The sequence below is a fragment of the Albidovulum sp. genome (genome assembly GCF_008933605.1).
In the GTDB taxonomy this organism is placed as follows: Bacteria; Pseudomonadota; Alphaproteobacteria; order Rhodobacterales; family Rhodobacteraceae; genus Albidovulum.
In genome coordinates this window covers 1-21,072 of record NZ_WBUS01000053.1, presented here as the reverse complement: position 1 = coordinate 21,072, position 21,072 = coordinate 1, and the positions used below count along the sequence as shown (strand labels likewise).

Below are 21,072 nucleotides of genomic sequence, written 5' to 3'. Positions count from 1 at the left end.
CCCAGGTCATCGACCACATGTTCCTCGACGGGCTCGAGGACGCCTACGACAAGGGCCGCCTGATGGGCACCTTCGCCGAGGATTGCGCCGCAGCCTTCCAGTTCGCCCGCGCCGACCAGGACGCCTTCGCGCTCGCCTCGCTTTCCCGCGCGCTCGGGGCGCAGGCGGCGGGGGCCTTCGCCGGCGAGATCGCGCCGGTGACGGTCGGCGGGCGCGGCGGCGATGTCACCGTCAGCGCCGACGAGCAGCCGGCCTCCGCGCGGCCGGAGAAAATCCCGACGCTGAAGCCAGCCTTCCGCAAGGACGGGACGGTCACGGCGGCGAATTCCTCCTCCATCTCCGACGGCGCCGCGGCGCTCGTCCTCGCCTCCCGCGGCGCGGCCGCTGCGGCGGGGCTGAAGGTCCGTGCCCGCGTCCTCGGCCACGCGAGCCATGCCCAGGCGCCTGCGGATTTCCCCACCGCGCCGGTCCCCGCGGCGCGCAAGCTCCTCGACCGGCTCGGATGGCGCGCGGAGGACGTCGACCTCTGGGAGGTGAACGAGGCCTTCGCCGTGGTGCCGATGGCCTTCATGCGCGAAACCGGGGTGCCCCATGACAGGGTCAACGTGAACGGCGGGGCCTGCGCGCTCGGCCACCCGATAGGCGCCTCCGGCGCGCGGATTGTCGTGACGTTGCTCAACGCGCTCGAAAGGCGCGGGCTCCGCCGCGGCGTCGCCGCGATCTGCATCGGCGGAGGCGAGGGCACCGCCATCGCCATTGAACGTATCTGACCTGTTCGTTGCCCAAGGGGTCCGGGGGCAGGATGCCCCCGGCCGAGCACCAGAGGAATCGCCATGCAGGCCGACTACACCACCCTCGCCAAGACCATCGAAAGCCTCACCGAGGGCGAGACCGACGAGGTCGCGCTCATGGCGACGGTGGTGTGCGAACTTCACCACGCCGACGAGCGCTTCGACTGGACGGGGTTCTACCGCGTGACCGAGCCCGGCCTTCTGAAGATCGGCCCCTACCAGGGCGGCCACGGCTGCCTCGTCATCCCCTTCGAGCGCGGCGTCTGCGGTGCTGCGGCGCGCACCGGCGCGGTGCAGATCGTCCCCGACGTGGAGGCCTTCCCCGGCCATATCGCCTGCTCCTCCTCCACCCGGTCCGAGATCGTCCTGCCGGTCTTCGGGCGCGGCGGGCGGCTCATCGGCGTCCTCGACATCGACAGCGACCGGCCCGACGCCTTCACCGACCGCGACGCCTGCGACCTCGCGGCGATCCTCGCCGCCACCTTCGGCAAGCTCTGATGGCAGGCGCTGTCCGGCAGGGAAGCTGCCTCTGCGGTGGCGTGACCTTCGAGGCCGAAGGCCCGCTCGGCGACGTCATCGCCTGCCATTGCAGCCAGTGCCGCCGGACCTCGGGCCATGTCTGGGCGGGGAGCTTCGTGCCCCGCGCGCGATTCCGTCTCCTCGCTGCCGCCGGGCTCCGCTGGTTCCGCTCCTCTTCCGGAGTCGATCGCGGCTTCTGCCAGGATTGCGGCGCCTCGCTCTTCTGGCAGCCGGTCGACGGGGCCGAAATCTGCGTCGCGGCCGGCGCGCTCGATCCACCCACCGGGTTGACGCTGGCCGCGCATTGGCACCGGCAGGATGCTGGGGACTACTACAGCCCCGAAGGCCCGCCGCCGCCACCCGCCACCACGCGGCCGGAAAGGCTTCACTGCGCCTGCCTCTGCGGCGCCTGCGCGTTCGAGCTTCCCGGTCCGGCGGGGCCGATCGCCGCGTGCCACTGCACGCAATGCCGCAAGCTTTCGGGCCACTACTCGGCCTCCTTCGACGCGGACGAAAGCCGCCTCGTCTGGCGCCGCCGCGCCGCGCTGAAGGAGTACGCGACGCCGGGCGGAGGGCGTCGCGGCTTCTGTTCCGCCTGCGGGTCGAGCCTATGGTTCCGCTCCGCCGCCGGCGAATTCTCGGTCGAGGCGGGCGCGGTCACCGGGCCGACCGGCGGACGGCTCTCCGAGCACATCTTCGTCGCCTCCAAGGGCGATTACTACGAGATCGACGACGGGCTGCCGCAGGCGGGGCGCTGGTAGCCGCCGGCACTTGCATTTCCCGCCCGCCCCCGCCACCGTCGCCCGAGGCAGGGAGGGCACGGGATGACGCGCGAGATCACGCTTCTGGACGGCGGCATGGGGCAGGAACTCGTCGCGCGGTCGGGCGACCGGCCGACCCCCCTCTGGGCCACGCAGGTGATGATGGACCACCCCGGCCTCGTCCGCGCCGTCCATGCCGACTATTTCGCGGCCGGGGCGACGGTCGCTACCACGAACACCTACGCCATCCACCACGACCGCCTTCTCAAGGCGGGGATCGACGACCGGTTCGAGGCCCTCCATGCCCAGGCGCTGGCCGAGGCGCGGGCGGCGCGCGACGCCCATGGATCCGGCCGGATCGCGGGTTCCCTCGGCCCGCTTGTCGCCTCCTACCGGCCCGAAACCCATCCGCCCCACGCCGAGGCGGTGGCGAAATACGCCGAGATCGCGCGCCTGCTCGCCCCCGGCGTCGATTTCTTCCTCTGCGAGACGGTGGCCTCACTGGCGCATGCCCGCGCCGTCCTCGAAGGCGCGGGCGCGGGCGGAAGGCCGGTCTGGCTCTCGGTGACGGTGGACGACGAGGATGGATCGCGGCTCCGCTCCGGCGAACCCGTCGCCGCCCTCGGCGCCGTGGCCGCGGCGGGCGGGGCCGCGGCCGTGCTCGCCAATTGCTCCGCGCCCGAGGCGATGGCGGCGGCACTGGAAACCTTCGTGGGCTTCGGCCTGCCCTACGGCGCCTATGCGAACGGTTTCACGCAGATCACCAAGGCCTTCCTGAAGGACAGTCCCACCGTCGACGCGCTTGCCGCCCGGCCGGAGATGACACCCGCGCTCTACGCCGATTTCGCGATGCGCTGGGTGGATGCGGGGGCCACGATCGTTGGCGGCTGCTGCGAGACCGGCCCCGCCCATATCGCGGAAATCGCCAGTAGGCTCCGCGCCGGGGGCTACCTGATCGTCTGACGGTCAGGCCGCGTGGGCGCCGGCGGCGAGGCCCTTCACGAAGGCGAGGACCTCGGCCACGGGGCGCCTTTCCTCGACGAGCTTGACGATGGCGGTGCCGACGACCGCGCCGTCGGCCACGGTTGCGATTGCCTTCGCGGCCTCGGGCGAGCGGATGCCGAAGCCCACGATCACCGGCAGTTCGGTCGCCGCCTTGATCCGCGCGACCTCGGGCGCGACCTCGGCCGCCTGGGCGGCCGCCGCCCCGGTGATGCCGGTGATCGAGACGTAGTAGAGGAAGCCCGAGGTGTTCTGCAGCACCTTCGGCAGCCGCTTCGCATCGGTCGTGGGCGTGGCGAGCCGGATGAAGTTCAGCCCCGCCCTGTTGGCCGGGATGCAAAGCTCGTCATCCTCCTCGGGCGGCAGGTCCACGACGATGAGACCATCGACCCCGGCCGCCTTCGCGTCCTTGAGGAACCGGTCCACCCCGCGCGAATAGATAGGGTTGTAGTAGCCCATCAGGACGACCGGCGTCGCGTCGTCGCCCCGGCGGAACTCGGCCACCATGTCGAGCGTCCTCTGCAGCGTCTGGCCGCCCTCGAGTGCGCGCTGGCCGGCAAGCTGGATCGTCGGGCCATCGGCCATCGGGTCGGTGAAGGGGATGCCAAGCTCGATCACGTCGACCCCCGCGGCGGGCAGGCCCTTCATCAGGGAAAGCGAGGTCGCCAGGTCCGGATCGCCGGCCATGATGTAGGACACGAAGGCCTTGCGCCCCTCGGCCTTCAGCGCGGCGAATTTCTTTTCGATCCGGGTCATGGGGCTCTCCTCGTCCATCGCACCGGTCTTGCAGAAAAGCCGGGGCGAAATCAATGGGCCTTCCTGATTCAGCCTGCAGGAAACAGGTTCGGGGTCTGCCCGGGCCGCGACCGGTTCGAGCGCCCGGCGAACGCGCGGCGGACCGCCCCTCGCCCCTTGACCCTAGTGGCCCGAACCCCATAGATGCGCCCGACCTTAGCGGAGGGCGGAACATGGGTTTCAGGATGGGCATCGTCGGGCTGCCGAACGTCGGCAAGTCCACGCTCTTCAACGCCCTGACCCGGACTGCCGCCGCGCAGGCCGCGAACTTCCCCTTCTGCACCATCGAGCCCAACGTCGGCGAGGTCGCGGTGCCCGATGCGCGGTTGGAGAAACTCGCCGCCATCGCCGGGTCGAAGCAGATCATTCCGACGCGGATCACCTTCGTCGATATCGCCGGCCTCGTCCGCGGCGCCTCGAAGGGCGAGGGGCTCGGCAACCAGTTCCTCGCCAACATCCGCGAGGTCGACGCCATCGCCCATGTGCTGCGCTGTTTCGAGGACGGCGACGTGACCCATGTGGAGGGCCGCATCGACCCGATCGCCGATGCCGAGACGATCGAGACCGAGCTCATGATCGCCGACATGGAGTCGATCGAGCGGCGGCTCGCCGGCATCGCCCGCAAGATCAAGGGCGGCGACAAGGAGGCGGTCGCGCAGGAGCGGCTGATGAAGGCCGCCCTCGCCGCTCTCGAGGCAGGCCAGCCGGCGCGGACCGTGAACGTCACCGAAGAGGACCGGAAAGCCTGGACGATGCTGCAGCTTCTGACCGCGAAGCCGGTTCTTTACGTCTGCAACGTCGAGGAAGCCTCGGCCGCGACCGGCAACGGCCAGTCGGCCCGGGTGGCGGCGATGGCCGCGAAGCAGGGGGCGGGGGTCGTGGTGATCTCGGCCAGGATCGAGGAGGAACTGGCGCAGATGCCCGCAGAAGACGCGGCAATGTTCCTCGAGGAGATGGGCCTGCACGAGGCCGGACTCGACCGGCTGATCCGGGCTGCCTATGACCTGCTCGGCCTTCAGACATACTTCACCGTCGGTCCGAAGGAAGCCCGGGCCTGGACGATCACCAGGGGAACGCTGGCGCCGCAGGCGGCGGGCGTCATCCACGGCGATTTCGAACGCGGCTTCATCCGGGCCGAAACCATCGCCTACGACGACTACGTCGCCGGAAACGGCGAGGCCGGCGCCCGCGAGGCCGGCAAGTTCCGGGTCGAGGGCAAGACCTACGAGGTCAAGGACGGCGACGTCCTGCATTTCCTCTTCAACGCCTGACAGCGCCCGTCGCGTCGCGGGTCACATAGCATCTGCCTCGGGGTGCCGCCCCTCGGGCGCACCGCCCCGTCGGCCTGCCCCTGCGGCAAGGGCGCCAGTGGACAAGCCCGAGGCATCCGGCTAAGCATTCGGCAATTTGCATATGGGCGCATCCCGAACCGCATTTTCGATCCCTCCGGCACGGAAAGTGGCATCATGACGCAGCGTCGGTTCCGAAGCATCGTCTTCAAGCTCCATGCCTGGCTCGGCCTACATGTCTTCGCGGTGATGGCGCTCCTCTTCCTGACCGGCACGGTCCTGGTCTTCGTCTACCAAATCGAGGCGGCGCTCATCGGCTCGGAACGGCTGCAGGAGCCGCGTCCGATGGAGGAGCGGTCCTCCTTCGGCACGCTCTACGACACGACACGCGCCTACGCGCCGGATGCGGTGGTCGTCGAGATCACCCGGTCGGAATCCCCCTGGATCGCCGACCGGGCCCGGATCTTCGTCAAGGGCGGGGGGTTCCGCTACATTTGGTTCGGCGGCGCGGGCGAGAGCGTGAGCCGCGAGGCGAGCACGACGGACCTCCAGCGGGTCGTCCATGACATCCACGCCTCGTTCCTCACCGGTCACATGGCGGGCGGCATCGCGGTCGGCGTCTTCTCGATCCTGCTCGGGGGCTTCGTCATCTCGGGGCTCATCAGTTATCGCCGGTTCTGGCGCGGCTTCCTGCGGCTGCCGCCGCGCCACCTCGGACCGCGCGCGTGGTGGGGCGGGCTGCATCGCCTGCTGGCGCTGTGGCTCATGCCCTTCCTCCTGATCATGTGCGTAACCGGCACCTTCTATCTGGTCACGACGCTGGGCTTGCTGAACTTCCAGGGGCTTTCCGCGACCGGCCTCGCCGAGCGTGAGAGCCGCCTTCCCGAGGGGTTTGACGGGCAAGCCCTCGACCGGGCCGTAGCGGCGGCGGAAGCGGCCGCGCCCGGAGTAACCTTCTACCTCGTTCGCCTGCCCGGAGCGAAGAAGCAGGGGATCGAGTTCTACGGGCGGGACGACACCCCGCTCACCGACACGCAAGCCAACCGTCTCCTGATTGACCCCAGCAACCTGGCCGTCCTTGACAACATCCGCGCCGCCGACATGAGTGCCACGAACCGTGTCACCCAGTGGAACGACAGCCTGCATCACGGCACCTGGGGCGGCTTCCCGACAGAACTCCTCTGGGCGCTTTTCGGCCTGATGGCGACGGCGCTCTCGGTTGCCGGAGCCATGGTCTACGCCTCGCGCGTGGCGCAGCCGGACGACAGCCGGAGCGCGATCCGCCGGATCTGGTCCGGCACCGTCCTGGTCAAGTTCGGCTATCCGCTCTTCGTCATGGCGCTGGTCGCCATCGGCCTCCTGCGGTTCGCCTGACCCGGCGCGGGCAGCCGGTCACTTCAGATCGTCGATGCCGATCGGGCCCGCGACGACCGTGGCGCGGGAATAGCGTGCCGAACGCCCCTCGACGAGGAAGATCTTCCGTTCGGGATAGGCCGCGGCCACCCTGCGGTTGACCTCGGCCCCGAGGTCGATCGCAAAGAGCGGTGTATCGGCGCCGTCGCCGAAATCGTTCAGCCAGAAGGCGCTGCCGAAGCGTTCGGGCTTCTCGATGTGGACGAAGACGAGCGCGTTCCTGAGGTCATCCCGCCGCGACAGGTCGAGGTAGTCGGCATGGTAGGCGTTGATGTCGGGATACTTGTTGAACGCCAGCCAGCTTTCAAAGACCGCAACCGAGGTCACGCACAGCATCAGGAGGAGGGCCGTCAGCCGCTCGGCGACCTGGCCCTGCGGGTAGAGGGCGTGCAGCCGCGCGACGAATTCCCGGATGCCGAGCGCGGAGAAGACAAGCATCGGAACGAGCGCCATGAACCAGTAGCGCGGTCCGGCGTAGAATCCGCCTACATACCAGTAAAGCGCATAGAGCAGGACCGTCACGCCGGTGATGACGGCCATCGCCGCGGCCAGATGCGTCCAGCGCCCCCAGATGAGGAAGACGAGGGCAAAGAAGAGCGAGGCGCCCGCCCAGCCGAAGAGGTCGAAGTTGAGTTCGTAGAGGCTCTGCTGGAAGTTGATCAGCGCCTCTGTCGGGCTGTGGCCGGGAAATACGTCCACATTTCCCCAGTCCGGCGGCCCGCGGTCGGGGCCGAAGCCGATCGCGTTCGCCCCGGGGCCCCAGAACCTGTCGAGATAGGCCGTCATCGGCAGCTTCACCGGCGAGCCGGTCAGGGCGGCGTTGTAGACGAAGAGCAGGATCCCGACCGCGATGCAGCCCAGCCCGTACATGACCACGGTGCGCCACTGGCGCCGGTCCGTGAGGAAGCTCAGCGTCCAGAGGCCGGTCAGGACGCCCATGTAGACCCCCTCGAGCGGCCGGCTGAGAAAGAGCCAGCCCATCAGGGCACCGGCAAGGAACGGCACATGGAAGCTCGGCGCCTCGCGCGCCTTCTGAAGCAGCACCCAGGCTCCGAGGACGAGCGCGGCGGTGAAGGTATGCAGGAGGTAGGTGGACGAGATCGACAGGAACCAGGGCGAGACCGCCAGAAGGATTGCGACGAGGTCGGCGGTGCGCCGGTCCGCCTGCAACCGCACGAAGCGGTGCAAGAGGACGACGCAGACGGCCGCCAGCACCGGATTGAAGAGCCACGGCACCCCGGACCAGAGCGCCGCGACGAGCGCGGCCGGCCAGCCGGGAAGGTTGACCGAGAACCAGCGGTCGCCATTGGCATCCATCAGGTAGTGATCGAACGCCTCGACCACGGCGGGCACGGGAACGGAGAGCTGGCCCTCTGCGAAGTAGCGGGCGTGGAAGAGGTACACGATCCCGTCCAGATGCGGCACGCCGTCGAAGGACCAGAGGCTGATCATCGCGCAAAGGACCAGGACGAAGAGCGCGGCGATCCAGGGAAGGCTCCGCCCGGAAGCTGCCGCGGCCCTCTCGGCATCCGCGGGCGCCACCAGTATCGCAACCCGGCCCACCGCAGCGCTTAGCGCGGGGCCGGGCAGCGCCGCGACGAACGCGGCGAGGGAGAGGAGGTTGCATCCGAGGAAGACCACGGCGATGGCAAGCTGCTTCAGGTACCGGGCGGGGTTCTCCGTGGCGATGAAGTCCATCGCGGCCTTGGACGCAACCACGAGGACGAACGCCAGCAAGGTGAGCCGGCCCCGGCCCATCGCGCCGCCGATCCGCGCGAGATGCCCGGGCCCGCCGGTTCGCCACAGATAGGCGGCCGCTGCGATGCCCTGGGCCCCGACAACGGCGAGCATCGCAGGGGAAAGCCCGCCTGCCGAGAGCCGGAAGTGCTGGAACCAGAATGGGTCCTTGAGTGCGAGCTGGGCGGCGAAACCCGCCAGGAACAGCGCGGCCATGACACCCGCCGATTGCCAGCGGGTCCAGAGACCGAGGGCGAAGGGCAGCGCGGAAAGGCCGAGCGTGGCGATCCACCAGTACTCGATGCCGCGGAACGTCCCGCCGTTCAGGTAGCCCGACGCCCCGAGGGCGAACACGGCCAGCGACGTGGCGACCCCCAGGATGCGGCCCGTCGCCCTAAGAAGGTCCGTTCCGGCGAAGCTGCGTGCCAGCATGTTCGATTCACCCCGTTCCGTCTTTCGCCTGCTGCCAGGGCACCGGACCTGCGGCGCCCGTCGGTGCATCGATCCGCGATCTATCGGCCGACCCGAACGACCACGAAGAGCTTGCGTATCAGCGGGCGCTCGCCCCAGGAGAAGAGCTGCGCGCAGGCGACGTCGTACTTCTCCATGATCTCCTTGTGTGCCCGGCTTTCGCCGGCCGTCCAGAGCTCGGTGTCGCCCCAGTCGTCATAGCCGATGAGAGTGCCGGGGCCGATGAGCTTGTGGGAAAAGAGGAAATTCAGGACATCCATCGTGCTGTTGTAGAGATCGGCGTCGATATCCACGTAGGCCGCGGGCTTGAACGTGCCGTTGGCCACCAGTTCCGGCTTCAGCGTCTCGGAGAACCAGCCGGGGTGGATCATCCGCTGATCCTCGGTCACTCCGAGCTCGACGAGCCGCCGTTCCAGCCCCGAGAGGGGTGAGGCGAAGGCGCCCACGTCCCAGACGGCCGGAACCTCGATGCCGGGATCCTCGGCCGGAAGACCCTGGAAGGAATCGAAGAGGTGAAGATACGGCATCTTGCTCGTCAGGCTCTGGTAGCCCTCAAGCAGCCCGTGAACCGTGCCGCCATGTGCGACGCCGAAACAGTAGGCCTGCTTGCCGCCGGCGGCCGAGTCGAAGCGTTCCAGGTAGCGGGGGACGAGATAGCGCCAGGAATGGATACCGTTGACCATCTCTGCCTGCTCGGCAGGGCTGAGGTCGATGTCGATCGTTTCAAGAAGCCGCTCCAGCGGCCAGCGGCGGGCGACAGCGCCCCATTTCACCAGGAATGACTTCTTGCGAATCCAATGAAGCATCGTCTCTCGTCCTTTTCGTAGGCCCGCATGCCGGTGGATCCGGAGCCGGGCTTCCGTGGTTCAAATCGCAAAGGTGCGGGCCGCCAGGGGACCGCAAATCCACGGATCGGCCATAGCAGATTTATCCCGTCGCGCCTATCGGCAGGAAACACTGTCGCCGTTCCGGAAGCAGTGCGCGACGTCGGGCAGGATCATGCCCGAACGTAACTCTTCAGCCGCGCGAAGGTGGCCGGCATGAAACCGACCACAGCGATCAGCGCCATGGCCATGCCGATCAGGACGGCGAGCGCGAGATAGGTGATATCGCCAATCCGCCCGAGCGCGAACAGGCGCCAGAGCGCCACGACGAGACCCATCGCTATGGCCACGATGGCGGGCGAGGCGAGCGCATGGACGAACCCCCGGGCGGGTATCGCCTCAGGCGCGAGCGCGGCGCGGGTGCAAAACGGCAGGACAAGCATGGCCCGCAATGCCACGGCCGCGGCGGCGGCGACGGCGCCGAAGGAGCTGGCGAATCCGATCAGGATGACGCCGAGAACCGCCTCGATCGCGATCACGCCGAGGTATCCGTCCACCCGGTCGAGCGCCAGGAGATAGGCTTCCTGCGTTGCCGTCAGCGCCATCGCGGCGCCCGCGACGCAGAGGAACGGAATGATCTGGCCGGCGGTATCCCATTCCGGCCCGAGAAGCACCCGTGTCAGCGGGAAGGCGACCATCGCCAGCCCGGTGAGGGAGACAAAACCGGCGAAGGCCGAAAGCTCCGTCAGGTCGAGAAAGAAGCCCGAGGTGCGGCCGGTCTTGCGGCGCAGTTCGGCAATCGCCGATTGCGCGACACCCTGGATGACCCTGACGGAGACCTTGATCACGATCTCGATGAGACGCGCCGAGAAGGCGAAGAGCCCGGCGGCCCGCGGATCGGCGAATATGCCCAGCATGACGGTCGGGGTCTGGTTCACGACCAGCGTCCAGGTCCGGAGCTTGAGCACGCGCGGGCCGAGGCCGCGGATGAGGCCGAGTTCGGCGCGGATGGGAAGGCGGCGCGGCCACCAGCGCGCGCCGAGAATCGCGAGGACGCTGTTGAGCCCGAGTTCGGCCAGGCGCTGGCCGACGAGGCTCCAGGCGCCGTAGCCGTTCAGGGCCATCGCGATTCCCACCAGCCCGCCGACCGTCACGCCGACAATGGTCCGGATTGCCAGGGTTTTGTATTCCATTCGGCGACGCAGCAAAGCTGTCGACACCCCGCCGAGGCCAATCATCAGCACGGCCGGGCTGACCGTTGTCAGCAGCGGCGCAACCGAAGGCTGCCCGTAGAGGTGCGCCACGAGCTGCGCCACGCCGATTAGGGCGACCATGATGGCGAGGGCGACGCCCGTCAGCGCGAAGAATGTCGCCTCGAGCCGGCCGTCCTCGAGGGTTTCCCGCTCGATGATGGCCTCGGTGATCGTGTCGCGGACGAGAAATTCTCCAAGGAAAAGAAAGGCAAAGGCCATCGACGCGATGCCGAAGCTCTCGACGCCGATGATCCGCGCGATGACGAGGAAGATCAGTGCCGCGGCCGCCTGTTCCATCCAGGCCGCGGCCGCGCTCCAGGCTGCGGCGGTGGAGAATTCACGTTTCATCGGGCGCTTCTCAACAGCATCATGACGGGTTCGGTCCAGCGGTTCCCGGTGCGAACCCGGTGTGAAAGCCCCTTCTCCGGCATCAGTCGAAAGCCGAATGCGCCCTTGCCTGTCAACCAGAATCGTTGACGAATAGCCGGGGCCACGAGAAACATGTCGCCGCATTGGCCGGACTGCCGGCGTGCCGCGCGGTTTGAAATCAAGACGCTGACCGGGGCGCCGTCGACGTGGCGCAAGCGGTCTATTGGAAAGATTGGAGAGGATACGTTGGACTGGTCTTCAAAGAACGTACTCGTCACGGGCGGCTGCTCCTTCATCGGCTCGCACCTGGTCGAGGGTCTCGTGAGCCGCGGGGCCCGGGTAAGGGTTGCCGACGACCTCTCCAGCGGCATCCGGGAGAACATCGACCAGGTGATGAAAACCGGCAAGGTCGAGTTCGAGGAGGTCGATCTGCTCGACCCGCGCACCGCTGCCAAGGCCGTCGCCGACATGCAGGTGGTCTTTCACCTCGCCGCCACCCATGGCGGGCGGGGCTACATTAGCACGCATCAGGCGGCCTGCTCGACGAACCTGGCGCTGGACAGCATCATGACGCGAGAGGCCCACCGGGCCGGCGTGGAGCATTTCACCTTCGCGTCCTCGGGCTGCGTCTATCCGACCAGCCTGCAGAGCGATCCGAGCGAGATCCTCTATCTGACCGAGGATCTGGTGAAGCCGCCCTACGAGGCGGACGACCTTTACGGCTGGGCCAAGCTGATGGCGGAGCTGGCGCTCAAGGCCTATCACGAGGAATACGGCATGAAGTGCGCCTCGGTGCGCTACTTCACCGCCTACGGCCCGCGCTGCCCCACGAACCACGCGGTCGTCGCGATGATCGCGCGCGCGTTCCTGCGGCAGGACCCCTTCGTGGTCTGGGGCACCGGCGAACAGATCCGCAACTGGACCTATGTCAGCGACATCGTCGAGGGCACGATCCGTGCCGCCGAACGCATCGAGGACGGCACCGCGGTCAACCTCGGCACGATGGAGCGCACCTCGGTCATCCAATGCGCGCAGATGATCCTGGAGCGCACCGGTCTCGAGGCGAAGATCGAGCGTGACCTGAGCAAGCCGACCGGCCCCTACAACCGGGTCTGCGACAACAGCCTGGCGAAGAAGCTTCTGGGCTGGGAGCCCGAGGTCCCCTTCTCCGAGGGCCTGGACCGCACCATTCGCTGGTATTTCGACTATCACGACCGCGACGACGTGGCATCGGATTTCGAGCAGTCGCTGACCGGCCGCGGCTTCGAGAAGACCAGCAAGAAGGCGGCAAGCGCGGCCTAGGCGCCGCGCCGGCGGACCATCTGCTTTCGCGCGGCCCGAACGCCCGCCGCTGGCGTTGCGGGCCGCTTCCCCCTGCCGTGCCGGCATCGCGGGCGGGCTAGTTGCACGTCGCGGCCTGCCACCGGGCCCTCAGCCTGTCGCCGTCGGCGCGGGTCAGGTAGCGGCTCCAGCCGAGATGGTAGATCAGCCCGTTCTTCTTCGCGCGGTTGATGTGCTCGACGGCCAGTTCGCCCTTCGGCGTGAAGATCATGGTTCGGCCCGACTCGGATTCGTCCACATACAAGTGTCCGTCCGGCAGCAGGGTGAAGAGGCCGCCCGCCTCGTTCCTGAACTCCTGCGCCTCCAGAACCCCGGCGTAGGGACTCGTGACGGTGTCGGTGGCGAAGTCATAGAAGGTGATGTCGCTCCGGCCGTCGACGAATTCCCCGTCGCCGAAGTTGAACGCGTTGTTGTTGAAGACCGCTATCCTGGTGCTGTCGATCACGTCGACGTCATGCTGGCTGACCCAGGGCCCCGACTTCCACCAGAGGATCTTGTCCGTGGAGGGGCGGATGAGCATGATCGTCGACGGATGGCGCAGGCTCACGAAGATGTCGCCGCGCTTCCAGTAGGGCCCGTCCTCGAAGACCGGCTGCACGTCGTTGAGGTGGAGAGGGTCGCCATAGAGCTTGTGCGCCCCGAGGATCAGGAAGCCGAGTCCCTGATCGAGCATCATCTTCGTCACGGAGCGATGGTAAAGCACCTAGCCCTCGGCCGAGAACTCCACGATCGACGGGTCGTAGAAACTCGGCGCCAATCCCGGGACCTGCTGCGGCCGGACGAAGCCGGAGGTCCAGAAATTGCCGTCCGGTCCGGGCTCGGTCGTGTGGTGGTAGAACTCGTCGTCGAGTATCCAGACAGGATCGCCGCAGGGGGTCATCCTGACCATCGGGCTTTCCTGCGACTTCACGAGAAGGTCGCCGTTTTCGAGCGGCACCGGATGGACCGCCTGGAAGCGCCGCGGGTTGAGCCAGCTGCTGACGGATCGGCCGGACGACGAAGGTGCATCGGCGAAAAGCCTCTCGGCGTCGATGTCGATGCGGTGGACCGTCTCGCCGGCCTTGAGGTCCACGAGTTCGAAGACATGGTGGCCGACGTCGCCATCGTGGCGGCTGAACAGGAGATATCCGTCCAGGCCGCTTTCGCGCCACACGTCGAAGAACGTCCAGCCCGCTCGTCCCGGGAACCGGTCGGAATGCTCGGTTGCCATTCCGGCCAGATCGTCCTGCATCATCATCCGGAAGGCGCGCACCGCCTCGGACGGTAGGGCCGCCAGCCCGTAGGCAAGATCACCCAAGCGCCCGAACTGATCTCTCCCGAGCGCCCGCTCGCGCACGATGGCGCCGAACGACCAGCCGCCGAGCGCGAGTGCCGCGACCAGAAGCACGACGACCCGGACCGCGATGCGCCGTGAGGCAAATCGCTCAATCCGCCGACCGATCGATCCCAGAACCGAAGCCATGCAGCCATCCCATCACGGGGTGCGTTATGGGGTCAACGAGTGGTTCACGGCGCAACCGGAAGACTGGCGCAGGTTCGCCCCAGCTCCTGAAGCCGGTGCCGGTCGAAGCCGGCGGGAAGCCGCGAGCCGCCAAGAACCATGCCCAGGAGGCCCTCGGCGACGCCCCGATCGAGGATGTTGTTGTATTCCCATGCCAGTCGTCCGTCGGGGGTCAGTTCGAAGACGCGGCCCCAGCGCGCCTCCGTGACGAGAAGGTTGCCGTTCGGCAGCCACTGATGCTTGCCCATGATGTCGCTGAAGAACGGCACCTCTGCGCTGCCCTCGAAGAAGACCCGTTCGGTCCCGTCCCGCGCGTTCAGGATGACGATCCTGCTGGCCACATCCCTCGGCCGTTCCCTCCGGTTCATCTCGCTCTGGACGAGGCTGTGATTGTCGAAGAGCGAAATCTCGTCCCCGCTGATGAAATCGGGATCGTGCTGCATCAAGAACGAGCCGGTGTGGACGTACTTGATCTTTCGTGTGCCCCTGTTGAACACGATCACGGTGTTCAGGTTGCGCAGGGAGACGAGGATGTCGCCGGGCCCGAAGACACCCGGCTGCATGTCGGCGGGAAATATCTCGGCGTCGTTCATGTGGAGGAGGTCATTGTCGTCGAAATGCAGGCCGAATGGCGCGTGGGCGGCCAGGTAGTAGAGACCGTCGAGCCCGTTCTCGAGCAGAAGGTCGTTGACCGAAATCCGCTCGACCACCTGGCCGTGGGCGCTGACGAAGGTCACGTATTCGCGGAAGATCTCCACATTGCCGGAGTCGTCCGTCTTGCCGGGTTCGGCGACGTAGTCCTGTTCCGAGACGATGAATCCGCCGTTGCCGTCGCGCTCCACGGAATGATGCGTGAAGGCCGGCACCCGCCAGACGGGATTGCCGCAGTAATCGAGGCGGATGAGCCCGAACGGCTCGAAGTTGAACACGATGTCGCCCTTCGAGGTGATCACGAGACCATGGATCTCGCCGCCCGGATCCGCCTTCGGGCGGTCGCGTTCGGGGATATGGTCCGCCTTCGGCCACAGCGCGAAGATGTCGATCACCCACTGGTGCAGGACGGTGCCTTCGTTGTCGATGATGCGGACGGCCATCTTCCGGTCTTCGTCGATCCCGTAGACGAGAACGGGCGCCTTGCTGACGGCATCGGGAAGGTAGGTATGGGTCTCGGGCACGCTCTCGATCGGACGCCGGTAGAAGAACCAGCCGTCTTCGGGCCTGACCTGGCCGCGAATGAGGGTGAGCCCCTTCTGCGCCTGCATGAGGACGGCGCGCAATTGCGGATAGGGGAAGATGTCGTTGCGGTGCGCAAGGACGCCGTAGAGCCAGATCGCGAAGGCGACAGCGAGCGCGAAGAGGATCGCCGCGATGCGGTCCGAGTTCAGTGCCCGCAACCTCCGCCTGACCCTTGGCATCGCTTTGGTCCCTCCGTCAACTCCCGCGCGGCGCGTAGCCGAAGCACAGTCCGCCGAGTTTCCGTAGCAGCCAGTCGAACCCGTCGGATACGAACCGCTTGCTCAATACAGGCGCGCGCGCCGCGAACTCGGTGGCGCCGGTTCTCGTGTTGATCGACCGGCCCTTACCCCTGCCGACCCTGATCTCGCTGCCGTCGATGGCCACCACCGGGTCGAGGGCCAGGCCGCCGCGCGCGACCATACTCCATAATCTCGCGGCCAGCCAGATCAGCGGTGCCGCGATCCAGCGGGCCGGCCTGCTCCTGGCGGTCATGGGTTGCGAGGCGTAGTTGAGATCCACGAACGGCAGATCGCGGTTCAGCACCAGCGCCATCTCGCCCACCGCCGCGTGGCACTTGATGAGGTGGCGGCACCGCGACAGGAGCAGCATGTCGCACAGCACCTCGCCGCCGCGCGCCGCCTTCTTGTCCTGCCGGTTGAAACTGTTGTCGTCGGAATCGCTCAGCGAGATCTCCGAGTACGATATGACGTGATCGGGATAGGCCGCTTCGAGGACCTTCAGCCATTGCCGCTGATCGGTGGCCACGAAGATCCGCGTGCAGTCGGGATGGGCGGCCAGGTAACGGTCGATGTGCGGGAAGTATTCCTCGGGAACGATCTTGCGCGAAAGGTTGGGGCCGACACCGAAGTCGAACTTGTCGGACCCGCGAAGCTGCAGGCCGAGCGTGTGATCGGCGAACTTCGCGGCGGCGAAGGCCTCCACCTGCGCCAGGATGGAGCGGCGGAAGCGGATCGTCCCGTCGGACAGGAAAGGCCGCGCGCGGTCCCTCTGCTCCTGCCACCAGGCTTCGGGATAGGGGCCGTCAGCCCGGTTCACGACGCTGCGGTAATAGCCGAAGGGGTTCATGTACCAGCTCTCCGGCTCCCATCGAAAGAGCCGCTGAAGCTCGGAGGCGGTGGAGAGCGTCACTACCCGGCCGCCGGCGACGAGCCGTTCGAGCTCCTCCCCGGACACGCCGATCGGTTCGAAGTAGTAGTCCCAGACATTGCCGCCCTGTTCGGCATCGAAATACGGGTTGGGCCCGCCGAACATGTTGCTGCGCTGGTGCAGGTAGACGACGGGAACCAGCCCCGTGCGGCGGGCGAACTGCAACTGCGTCACGACGCCGTTGATCTGTGCGATCAGTCCGTCGGACGTGTTGCAGATCAGCAGATAGCGGTCCTTGGTCATCTGGCTCACATACGCTCCCTGGCCTTGCGGCGCGTTCGTCGGCTGGACCGCGTCAAACGGCCGGGCGGTTGATCACGCGCATATCCCGATGCCCGTAAGTGGCTGCTTTCGTCGCGGAAAAATATCGTGGCCTGAGGGATTTGCCGTCAAGCCCGAAACGCAGAGCGGGGCGCCGGCGCTGCCGGAGCGATGCGCGCCGGCCTCAGGACGTCCGGCGTGATCGCAAGAACCGCCCTCCGCCTGCGGCATGGATCAGGGAGTCCGCGCCGTCCCGCGGACGATACTCGGAGATCGGGCGGCCGGCGAGGCGGCGGGCGGAAATGACCTGCGTCAATGACCGGACCGGGCTTTGCGTCCAGTCTTGCGCGGGCAGTGTCCGGCGCGGAGGAGGACGTGATGCGCCACGAGATCATCCGCAAGACCGTGGCCGACGCCCCGTCGCACCGGCTCGAGACCGGTTGGGCGGCCGCGCGAGCGCGCCTGCAGGGGTTTCCGGGCGGCGCGATCAACATCGCGCATGAAGCGGTCGACCGCCATGTGGCCGCGGGCCATGGCGGCGAGGCCGCGCTCGTCTGGCTCGGCCGCGAGGGGGAGCGGCGCGTTCTCACCTACGCGGACCTCGCCGCGCAGGCGGGGCGCTTCGCCCATGTGCTTCGCCATCACGGCATAGGCCGGGGCGAGCGGCTCTTCCTGCTCGCCGGCCGGGTGCCGGAACTCTACGCGGCGACGCTCGGGGCCCTGAAGGCTGGCGTGGTCGTCAGCCCTCTCTTCGCCGCGTTCGGGCCCGAACCCGTCCGGGCGCGGATGGAGATCGGCGGGGCAAGCGTCCTGGTCACGACCGAGGCGCAGTACCGCCGGAAGGTGGCGGAGTGGCGCGCGACAATGCCTTCGCTGAGGCTCGTGCTCATCCTTGGCGACACGGCACCGGAGGGCTGTGTCGCGCTCGGCCCGGCGATGGCTGCCATGCCGGATGTGTTCGAGACCGTTCCGACCGGCCCCGAGGACATGGCGCTTTTGCATTTCACCTCGGGCACGACCGGGCTGCCGAAAGGCGTGGTGCATGTCCACGAGGCGGTGGTCGCCCATGCCGAGACGGGGCGCGTCGCGCTCGACCTCCGGCCCGGCGACATCTACTGGTGCACCGCCGACCCGGGCTGGGTGACGGGGATGAGCTATGGCATCGTCTCGCCGCTCTGCAACCGGGTGACGATGGTGGTGGACGAGGCCGAGTTCGAGCTCGAGCGCTGGTATTCCATCCTGGAGCGCGAGCGCGTCGCGGTCTGGTACACCGCGCCGACCGCGATCCGCATGATGATGCGGGCAGGCGCCGAGGCCGCGCAGGGCCGCGACTTCTCGGCGCTGCGATTCCTCGCCAGCGTCGGTGAGCCCCTGAACGCCGAATGCGTGATCTGGGGGCAGGAGGTCTTCGGAAAGCCGTTCCACGACAACTGGTGGCAGTCGGAGACCGGCGGCATTATGATCGCCAACACCGCCCCGATGGACATCAAGCCCGGCTCGATGGGCAAGCCGCTGCCGGGGGTCGAGGCCGGCATCGTCACGCGCGAGGACGGCGGGGTCGGCATCCTTCCCGATGGCGAGATCGGCGAGCTGGCGCTCAGGCCCGGCTGGCCGTCGATGATGCGGGCCTATCTGGGCCAGCCCGAGCGCTACGCGAAGTGCTTCGCCGGGGGGTGGTATCTCACGGGGGACCTCGCGATGCGCGATGCCGACGGGTATTACTGGTTCGTCGGACGGGCGGACGACCTGATCAAGTCCTCCGGGCACCTGATCGGCCCCTTCGAGGTGGAAAGCGCGCTGATCGAGCACCCCGCTGTTGCCGAGGCCGCGGTGATCGGCATCCCCGACGAGACCGCGGGCGAGGTGGTCAAGGCCTTCGTTACGCTGAAGGCCGGGTTCGCGCCGGACGAGGCACTGGAACGCGAATTGCGTGGCCATGCCCGCAAGCGGCTCGGCCCCGCCGTCGCCCCGCGCGAGATCGTCTTCCGCGACAGCCTTCCGCGCACCCGTTCCGGCAAGATCATGCGGCGTCTGCTGCGCGCCCGCGAACTCGGCCTGCCCGAGGGCGACCTGTCCACGCTGGAGGGGAACGCGAGATGACCGCCAGGGTGAAGCTGGACCACGACCATGTCCGTGCCCTCCTGCGCGGCATGATCCGTATTCGCCGCTTCGAGGAGAAGTGCTACGAACTCTACACGCAGGAGAAGATACGGGGCTTCCTGCACCTCTACGATGGCGAGGAGGCGGTGGCCGTGGGCGTCGCGGCGGCGCTGGAACCGCGCGACCGGGTCGTTTCGACCTACCGGGAGCACGGCCATGCCCTGGCGCGCGGCGTCAGCATGGAATCCGCCCTGGCCGAGATGTACGGCAAGGCGACCGGCTGCGCCGGCGGCCGCGGCGGATCGATGCATTTCTTCGACGCCGAGAACAACCTCTACGGCGGCAACGCGATCGTCGGCGGCGGGCTGCCGCTTGCGGCGGGGCTGGGCCTCGGCGACCGGATGCAGGGAGCGGACCGCGTCACCGCCTGCTTCTTCGGCGAAGGCGCGCTGGCCGAGGGCGAGTTCCACGAGGCGATGAACCTCGCGGCGCTGTGGAAGCTGCCGGTTCTCTTCGTGCTGGAGAACAACCTCTACGCAATGGGTTCGGCCGTGGCGCGGGTGCAGGCCAACACCGATTTCGTGCCCCGCGCCGCAAGCTACGGCATGCCGGCCGAAGCCGTGGACGGCAACGACGTGGTGGCAGTCGAGGCCGCAGCCCGGCGTCTGGCCGGGGCGATCCGGTCCGGCGGTGGCCCGCAGTTCCTCGAATGCCGCACCTACCGCACGCGGCCCCACTCGATGTTCGACGCCGAGAAATACCGCGACAAGGCCGAGGTGGCCGAATGGCGCAAGCGGTCGCCCATCACGCGGTTCCAGGGCTGGCTGCTCGACAACGGCCTCATGCACCAAAAGGAGATCGACGCCATCGAGGCCGAGGTCGAGGCACAGGTCCGCAACGCCGTCGCGGCCTGCGAGCAGGCGCCGTGGGAGCCGGTCGAGGATCTCACGCGCCACGTCGTCGCCGATCCCCGCCCGGAGCCGCCGGTGCCGGAAGCGCCCGGCAAGCTCGTCGAAAGCACCTATCGCGATTGCTGCCGGCAGGCCGTAACCGACGCGCTTCTTCGCGACGAGCGCGTGTTCATGATGGGCGAGGATATCGGCGCCTATGGCGGCTGCTACGCCGTCTCCATGGGCCTCCTGCAGGAATTCGGCCCGGAACGGATCCGCGACACGCCGCTGTCCGAGGCGGGCTTCACCGGGGCGGGGATCGGCGCGGCGCTGGCCGGGATGCGGCCGATCGTGGAGATCATGACGGTCAACTTCTCACTGCTCGCGCTCGACCAGATCCTCAACACCGCCGCAACCCTCCGCCACATGTCGGGCGGCCAGTTCGGCGTGCCCCTCGTGATCCGCATGGCGACGGGGGCCGGACGGCAGCTTGCCGCCCAGCATTCGCACAGCCTCGAGAACTACTATGCGCATATCCCCGGGCTCCGGGTGGTTGCGCCGGCGACGCTCGAGGATGCGCGCGGGATGCTCTGGACCGCCCTGCAGGAACCCGACCCGGTGATCGTCTTCGAGCACGTGATGCTCTACAACATGGCCGGCCGGCTGCCAGAGAATGCAGGCCCTGTCGATATCGACCGCGCGGCGGTCCGCCGCCCCGGCCGTGACGTGACCCTGATCGCCTGGTCCTACAGCCTGTGGAAGGCGCTGGAGGCCGCCGAGGCGCTGGCGAAGGACGGGATCGAGGCCGAGGTCATCGACCTGCGCTCGCTCCGCCCGATCGACGACGAGACCGTCTTTGCCTCGATCCGGCGCACCCGGCGGGCCGTCGTCGTGGACGAGAGCTGGCGGACGGGCTCGCTTGCGGGCGAGATCGCGGCGCGGGTTCAGGAGGCGTGTTTCTGGCACCTCGACGCGCCGGTCGCCCGGGTCTGTTCGGCCGAAGTGCCGGTGCCCTATCCGAAGCACCTCGAGACCGCGGCCCTGCCGCAGGCCGCGGGCATCGCCGCGGCGGTGAAGTCGCTGCCGGGGATCGGTCGATGACCGATTTCACCATGCCCTCGCTCGGTGCCGACATGGAGGCGGGCAAGCTCGTCCAATGGCTTGTCGCCCCGGGCGACAGGGTGGCGCGCGGCGATGTCGTGGCGGTGGTCGAGACCCAGAAGGGTGCGATCGAGGTCGAGTGTTTCGAGCCGGGCGAGGTCGCCGAACTGGTGGCCGAGGTCGGCCAGACGCTTCCCGTCGGTGCGCTTCTGGCGCGGATCGGCCTGCCGGGCATGGCCGAGGCCGGGAGC

The 21,072-nt window shown here is 68.0% G+C and carries 18 protein-coding genes; 10 read left to right on the top strand and 8 right to left on the bottom strand.

From position 1 onward, the window contains the following. From F9K34_RS09185 to F9K34_RS09170, 4 genes are all read left to right on the top strand, one after another. On the top strand, positions 1–770 hold a 770-nt coding region (locus F9K34_RS09185), incomplete at its 5' end, for an acetyl-CoA C-acyltransferase (RefSeq protein ID WP_291336658.1). A 63-nt stretch (positions 771–833) separates the two neighbouring features. Then, complete coding sequence (locus tag F9K34_RS09180; RefSeq protein ID WP_291336657.1) at positions 834–1,289, top strand: GAF domain-containing protein; 456 nt, start codon at positions 834–836, stop codon at positions 1,287–1,289. Further along, positions 1,289–2,071, top strand: coding sequence for a GFA family protein (locus F9K34_RS09175; protein ID WP_291336656.1), 783 nt, complete (start codon positions 1,289–1,291; stop codon positions 2,069–2,071). The genes F9K34_RS09180 and F9K34_RS09175 overlap by 1 nt, the downstream gene beginning before the upstream one ends. Positions 2,072–2,134: 63 nt before the next feature. After that, positions 2,135–3,034: a homocysteine S-methyltransferase family protein gene (locus tag F9K34_RS09170; protein WP_291336655.1), complete on the top strand. Its 900-nt coding sequence runs from the start codon at positions 2,135–2,137 to the stop codon at positions 3,032–3,034. A gap of 3 nt (positions 3,035–3,037) precedes the next feature. On the opposite strand, the gene trpA is transcribed toward F9K34_RS09170, so the two are convergent. Then, positions 3,038–3,829, bottom strand: a complete 792-nt coding sequence (gene trpA / locus F9K34_RS09165; RefSeq protein ID WP_291336654.1) for a tryptophan synthase subunit alpha — start codon at positions 3,827–3,829, stop codon at positions 3,038–3,040. Positions 3,830–4,041: 212 nt separating this feature from the next. Here trpA and ychF point away from each other — a divergent pair, with 212 nt between their 5' ends. Both ychF and F9K34_RS09155 read left to right on the top strand, forming a co-directional pair. Continuing rightward, a complete protein-coding gene (gene ychF / locus F9K34_RS09160; RefSeq protein ID WP_291336653.1) occupies positions 4,042–5,139 on the top strand; it encodes a redox-regulated ATPase YchF in 1,098 nt (365 codons plus the stop codon). A 195-nt stretch (positions 5,140–5,334) separates the two neighbouring features. Beyond that, the gene (locus tag F9K34_RS09155; protein WP_291336652.1) at positions 5,335–6,531 is read left to right on the top strand and encodes a PepSY-associated TM helix domain-containing protein; all 1,197 of its coding nucleotides are present in this window, start codon (positions 5,335–5,337) and stop codon (positions 6,529–6,531) included. 18 nt (positions 6,532–6,549) lie between these two features. On the opposite strand, the gene F9K34_RS09150 is transcribed toward F9K34_RS09155, so the two are convergent. The 3 genes from F9K34_RS09150 to F9K34_RS09140 all read right to left on the bottom strand — a co-directional run bounded on the left by F9K34_RS09150 (position 6,550) and on the right by F9K34_RS09140 (position 11,203). Then, positions 6,550–8,739 (bottom strand): ArnT family glycosyltransferase, encoded by a 2,190-nt coding sequence (locus F9K34_RS09150; RefSeq protein WP_291336651.1) that lies wholly within the window; start codon positions 8,737–8,739, stop codon positions 6,550–6,552. A gap of 80 nt (positions 8,740–8,819) precedes the next feature. Then, the gene (locus tag F9K34_RS09145) at positions 8,820–9,584 is read right to left on the bottom strand and encodes a TylF/MycF/NovP-related O-methyltransferase (protein WP_291336650.1); all 765 of its coding nucleotides are present in this window, start codon (positions 9,582–9,584) and stop codon (positions 8,820–8,822) included. Between the two features lie 191 nt (positions 9,585–9,775). Beyond that, a complete protein-coding gene (locus F9K34_RS09140) occupies positions 9,776–11,203 on the bottom strand; it encodes an oligosaccharide flippase family protein (protein ID WP_291336649.1) in 1,428 nt (475 codons plus the stop codon). A 267-nt stretch (positions 11,204–11,470) separates the two neighbouring features. Here F9K34_RS09140 and F9K34_RS09135 point away from each other — a divergent pair, with 267 nt between their 5' ends. Then, positions 11,471–12,526 carry an NAD-dependent epimerase/dehydratase family protein gene (locus F9K34_RS09135; RefSeq protein ID WP_291336648.1) on the top strand — a complete coding sequence of 352 codons (1,056 nt, stop codon included), beginning with the start codon at positions 11,471–11,473 and terminating at the stop codon, positions 12,524–12,526. A 97-nt stretch (positions 12,527–12,623) separates the two neighbouring features. Here the strand turns inward: F9K34_RS09135 and F9K34_RS09130 are convergent, their stop codons facing one another. The 4 genes from F9K34_RS09130 to F9K34_RS09115 are packed head-to-tail and all read right to left on the bottom strand — an operon-like array spanning position 12,624 to position 16,712. Further along, positions 12,624–13,241 carry an arylsulfotransferase family protein gene (locus F9K34_RS09130; protein WP_291336659.1) on the bottom strand — a complete coding sequence of 206 codons (618 nt, stop codon included), beginning with the start codon at positions 13,239–13,241 and terminating at the stop codon, positions 12,624–12,626. A gap of 27 nt (positions 13,242–13,268) precedes the next feature. Beyond that, complete coding sequence (locus F9K34_RS09125) at positions 13,269–14,027, bottom strand: hypothetical protein (RefSeq protein ID WP_291336647.1); 759 nt, start codon at positions 14,025–14,027, stop codon at positions 13,269–13,271. Between the two features lie 44 nt (positions 14,028–14,071). Beyond that, positions 14,072–15,460, bottom strand: coding sequence for an arylsulfotransferase family protein (locus F9K34_RS09120; protein WP_291336646.1), 1,389 nt, complete (start codon positions 15,458–15,460; stop codon positions 14,072–14,074). Between the two features lie 37 nt (positions 15,461–15,497). Then, positions 15,498–16,712 carry a hypothetical protein gene (locus tag F9K34_RS09115; protein ID WP_291336645.1) on the bottom strand — a complete coding sequence of 405 codons (1,215 nt, stop codon included), beginning with the start codon at positions 16,710–16,712 and terminating at the stop codon, positions 15,498–15,500. A 396-nt stretch (positions 16,713–17,108) separates the two neighbouring features. On the opposite strand from F9K34_RS09115, the gene acsA reads away from it, so the two are divergent. From acsA to F9K34_RS09100, 3 genes are all read left to right on the top strand, one after another. Next, entirely contained in the window at positions 17,109–18,830 is a 1,722-nt protein-coding gene (gene acsA, locus F9K34_RS09110; protein WP_291336644.1) for an acetate--CoA ligase, read from the top strand. Beyond that, positions 18,827–20,821: a pyruvate dehydrogenase (acetyl-transferring) E1 component subunit alpha gene (gene pdhA, locus F9K34_RS09105; RefSeq protein ID WP_291336643.1), complete on the top strand. Its 1,995-nt coding sequence runs from the start codon at positions 18,827–18,829 to the stop codon at positions 20,819–20,821. The genes acsA and pdhA overlap by 4 nt, the downstream gene beginning before the upstream one ends. Then, positions 20,818–21,072: biotin/lipoyl-containing protein (locus tag F9K34_RS09100; RefSeq protein WP_291336642.1), on the top strand; the 255-nt coding region annotated here is incomplete at its 3' end. The genes pdhA and F9K34_RS09100, both read left to right, overlap by 4 nt.

Bases quoted from the DNA above. Each gene is read 5' to 3' on its own strand.
- F9K34_RS09180 (WP_291336657.1), top strand. From the start codon at position 834: ATGCAGGCCGACTACACCACCCTCGCCAAGACCATCGAAAGCCTCACC.
- F9K34_RS09175 (WP_291336656.1), top strand. From the start codon at position 1,289: ATGGCAGGCGCTGTCCGGCAGGGAAGCTGCCTCTGCGGTGGCGTGACC.
- F9K34_RS09170 (WP_291336655.1), top strand. From the start codon at position 2,135: ATGACGCGCGAGATCACGCTTCTGGACGGCGGCATGGGGCAGGAACTC.
- trpA (WP_291336654.1), bottom strand. From the start codon at position 3,829: ATGACCCGGATCGAAAAGAAATTCGCCGCGCTGAAGGCCGAGGGGCGC.
- ychF (WP_291336653.1), top strand. From the start codon at position 4,042: ATGGGTTTCAGGATGGGCATCGTCGGGCTGCCGAACGTCGGCAAGTCC.
- F9K34_RS09155 (WP_291336652.1), top strand. From the start codon at position 5,335: ATGACGCAGCGTCGGTTCCGAAGCATCGTCTTCAAGCTCCATGCCTGG.
- F9K34_RS09150 (WP_291336651.1), bottom strand. From the start codon at position 8,739: ATGCTGGCACGCAGCTTCGCCGGAACGGACCTTCTTAGGGCGACGGGC.
- F9K34_RS09145 (WP_291336650.1), bottom strand. From the start codon at position 9,584: ATGCTTCATTGGATTCGCAAGAAGTCATTCCTGGTGAAATGGGGCGCT.
- F9K34_RS09140 (WP_291336649.1), bottom strand. From the start codon at position 11,203: ATGAAACGTGAATTCTCCACCGCCGCAGCCTGGAGCGCGGCCGCGGCC.
- F9K34_RS09130 (WP_291336659.1), bottom strand. From the start codon at position 13,241: ATGATGCTCGATCAGGGACTCGGCTTCCTGATCCTCGGGGCGCACAAG.
- F9K34_RS09125 (WP_291336647.1), bottom strand. From the start codon at position 14,027: ATGGCTTCGGTTCTGGGATCGATCGGTCGGCGGATTGAGCGATTTGCC.
- F9K34_RS09115 (WP_291336645.1), bottom strand. From the start codon at position 16,712: ATGACCAAGGACCGCTATCTGCTGATCTGCAACACGTCCGACGGACTG.
- acsA (WP_291336644.1), top strand. From the start codon at position 17,109: ATGCGCCACGAGATCATCCGCAAGACCGTGGCCGACGCCCCGTCGCAC.
- pdhA (WP_291336643.1), top strand. From the start codon at position 18,827: ATGACCGCCAGGGTGAAGCTGGACCACGACCATGTCCGTGCCCTCCTG.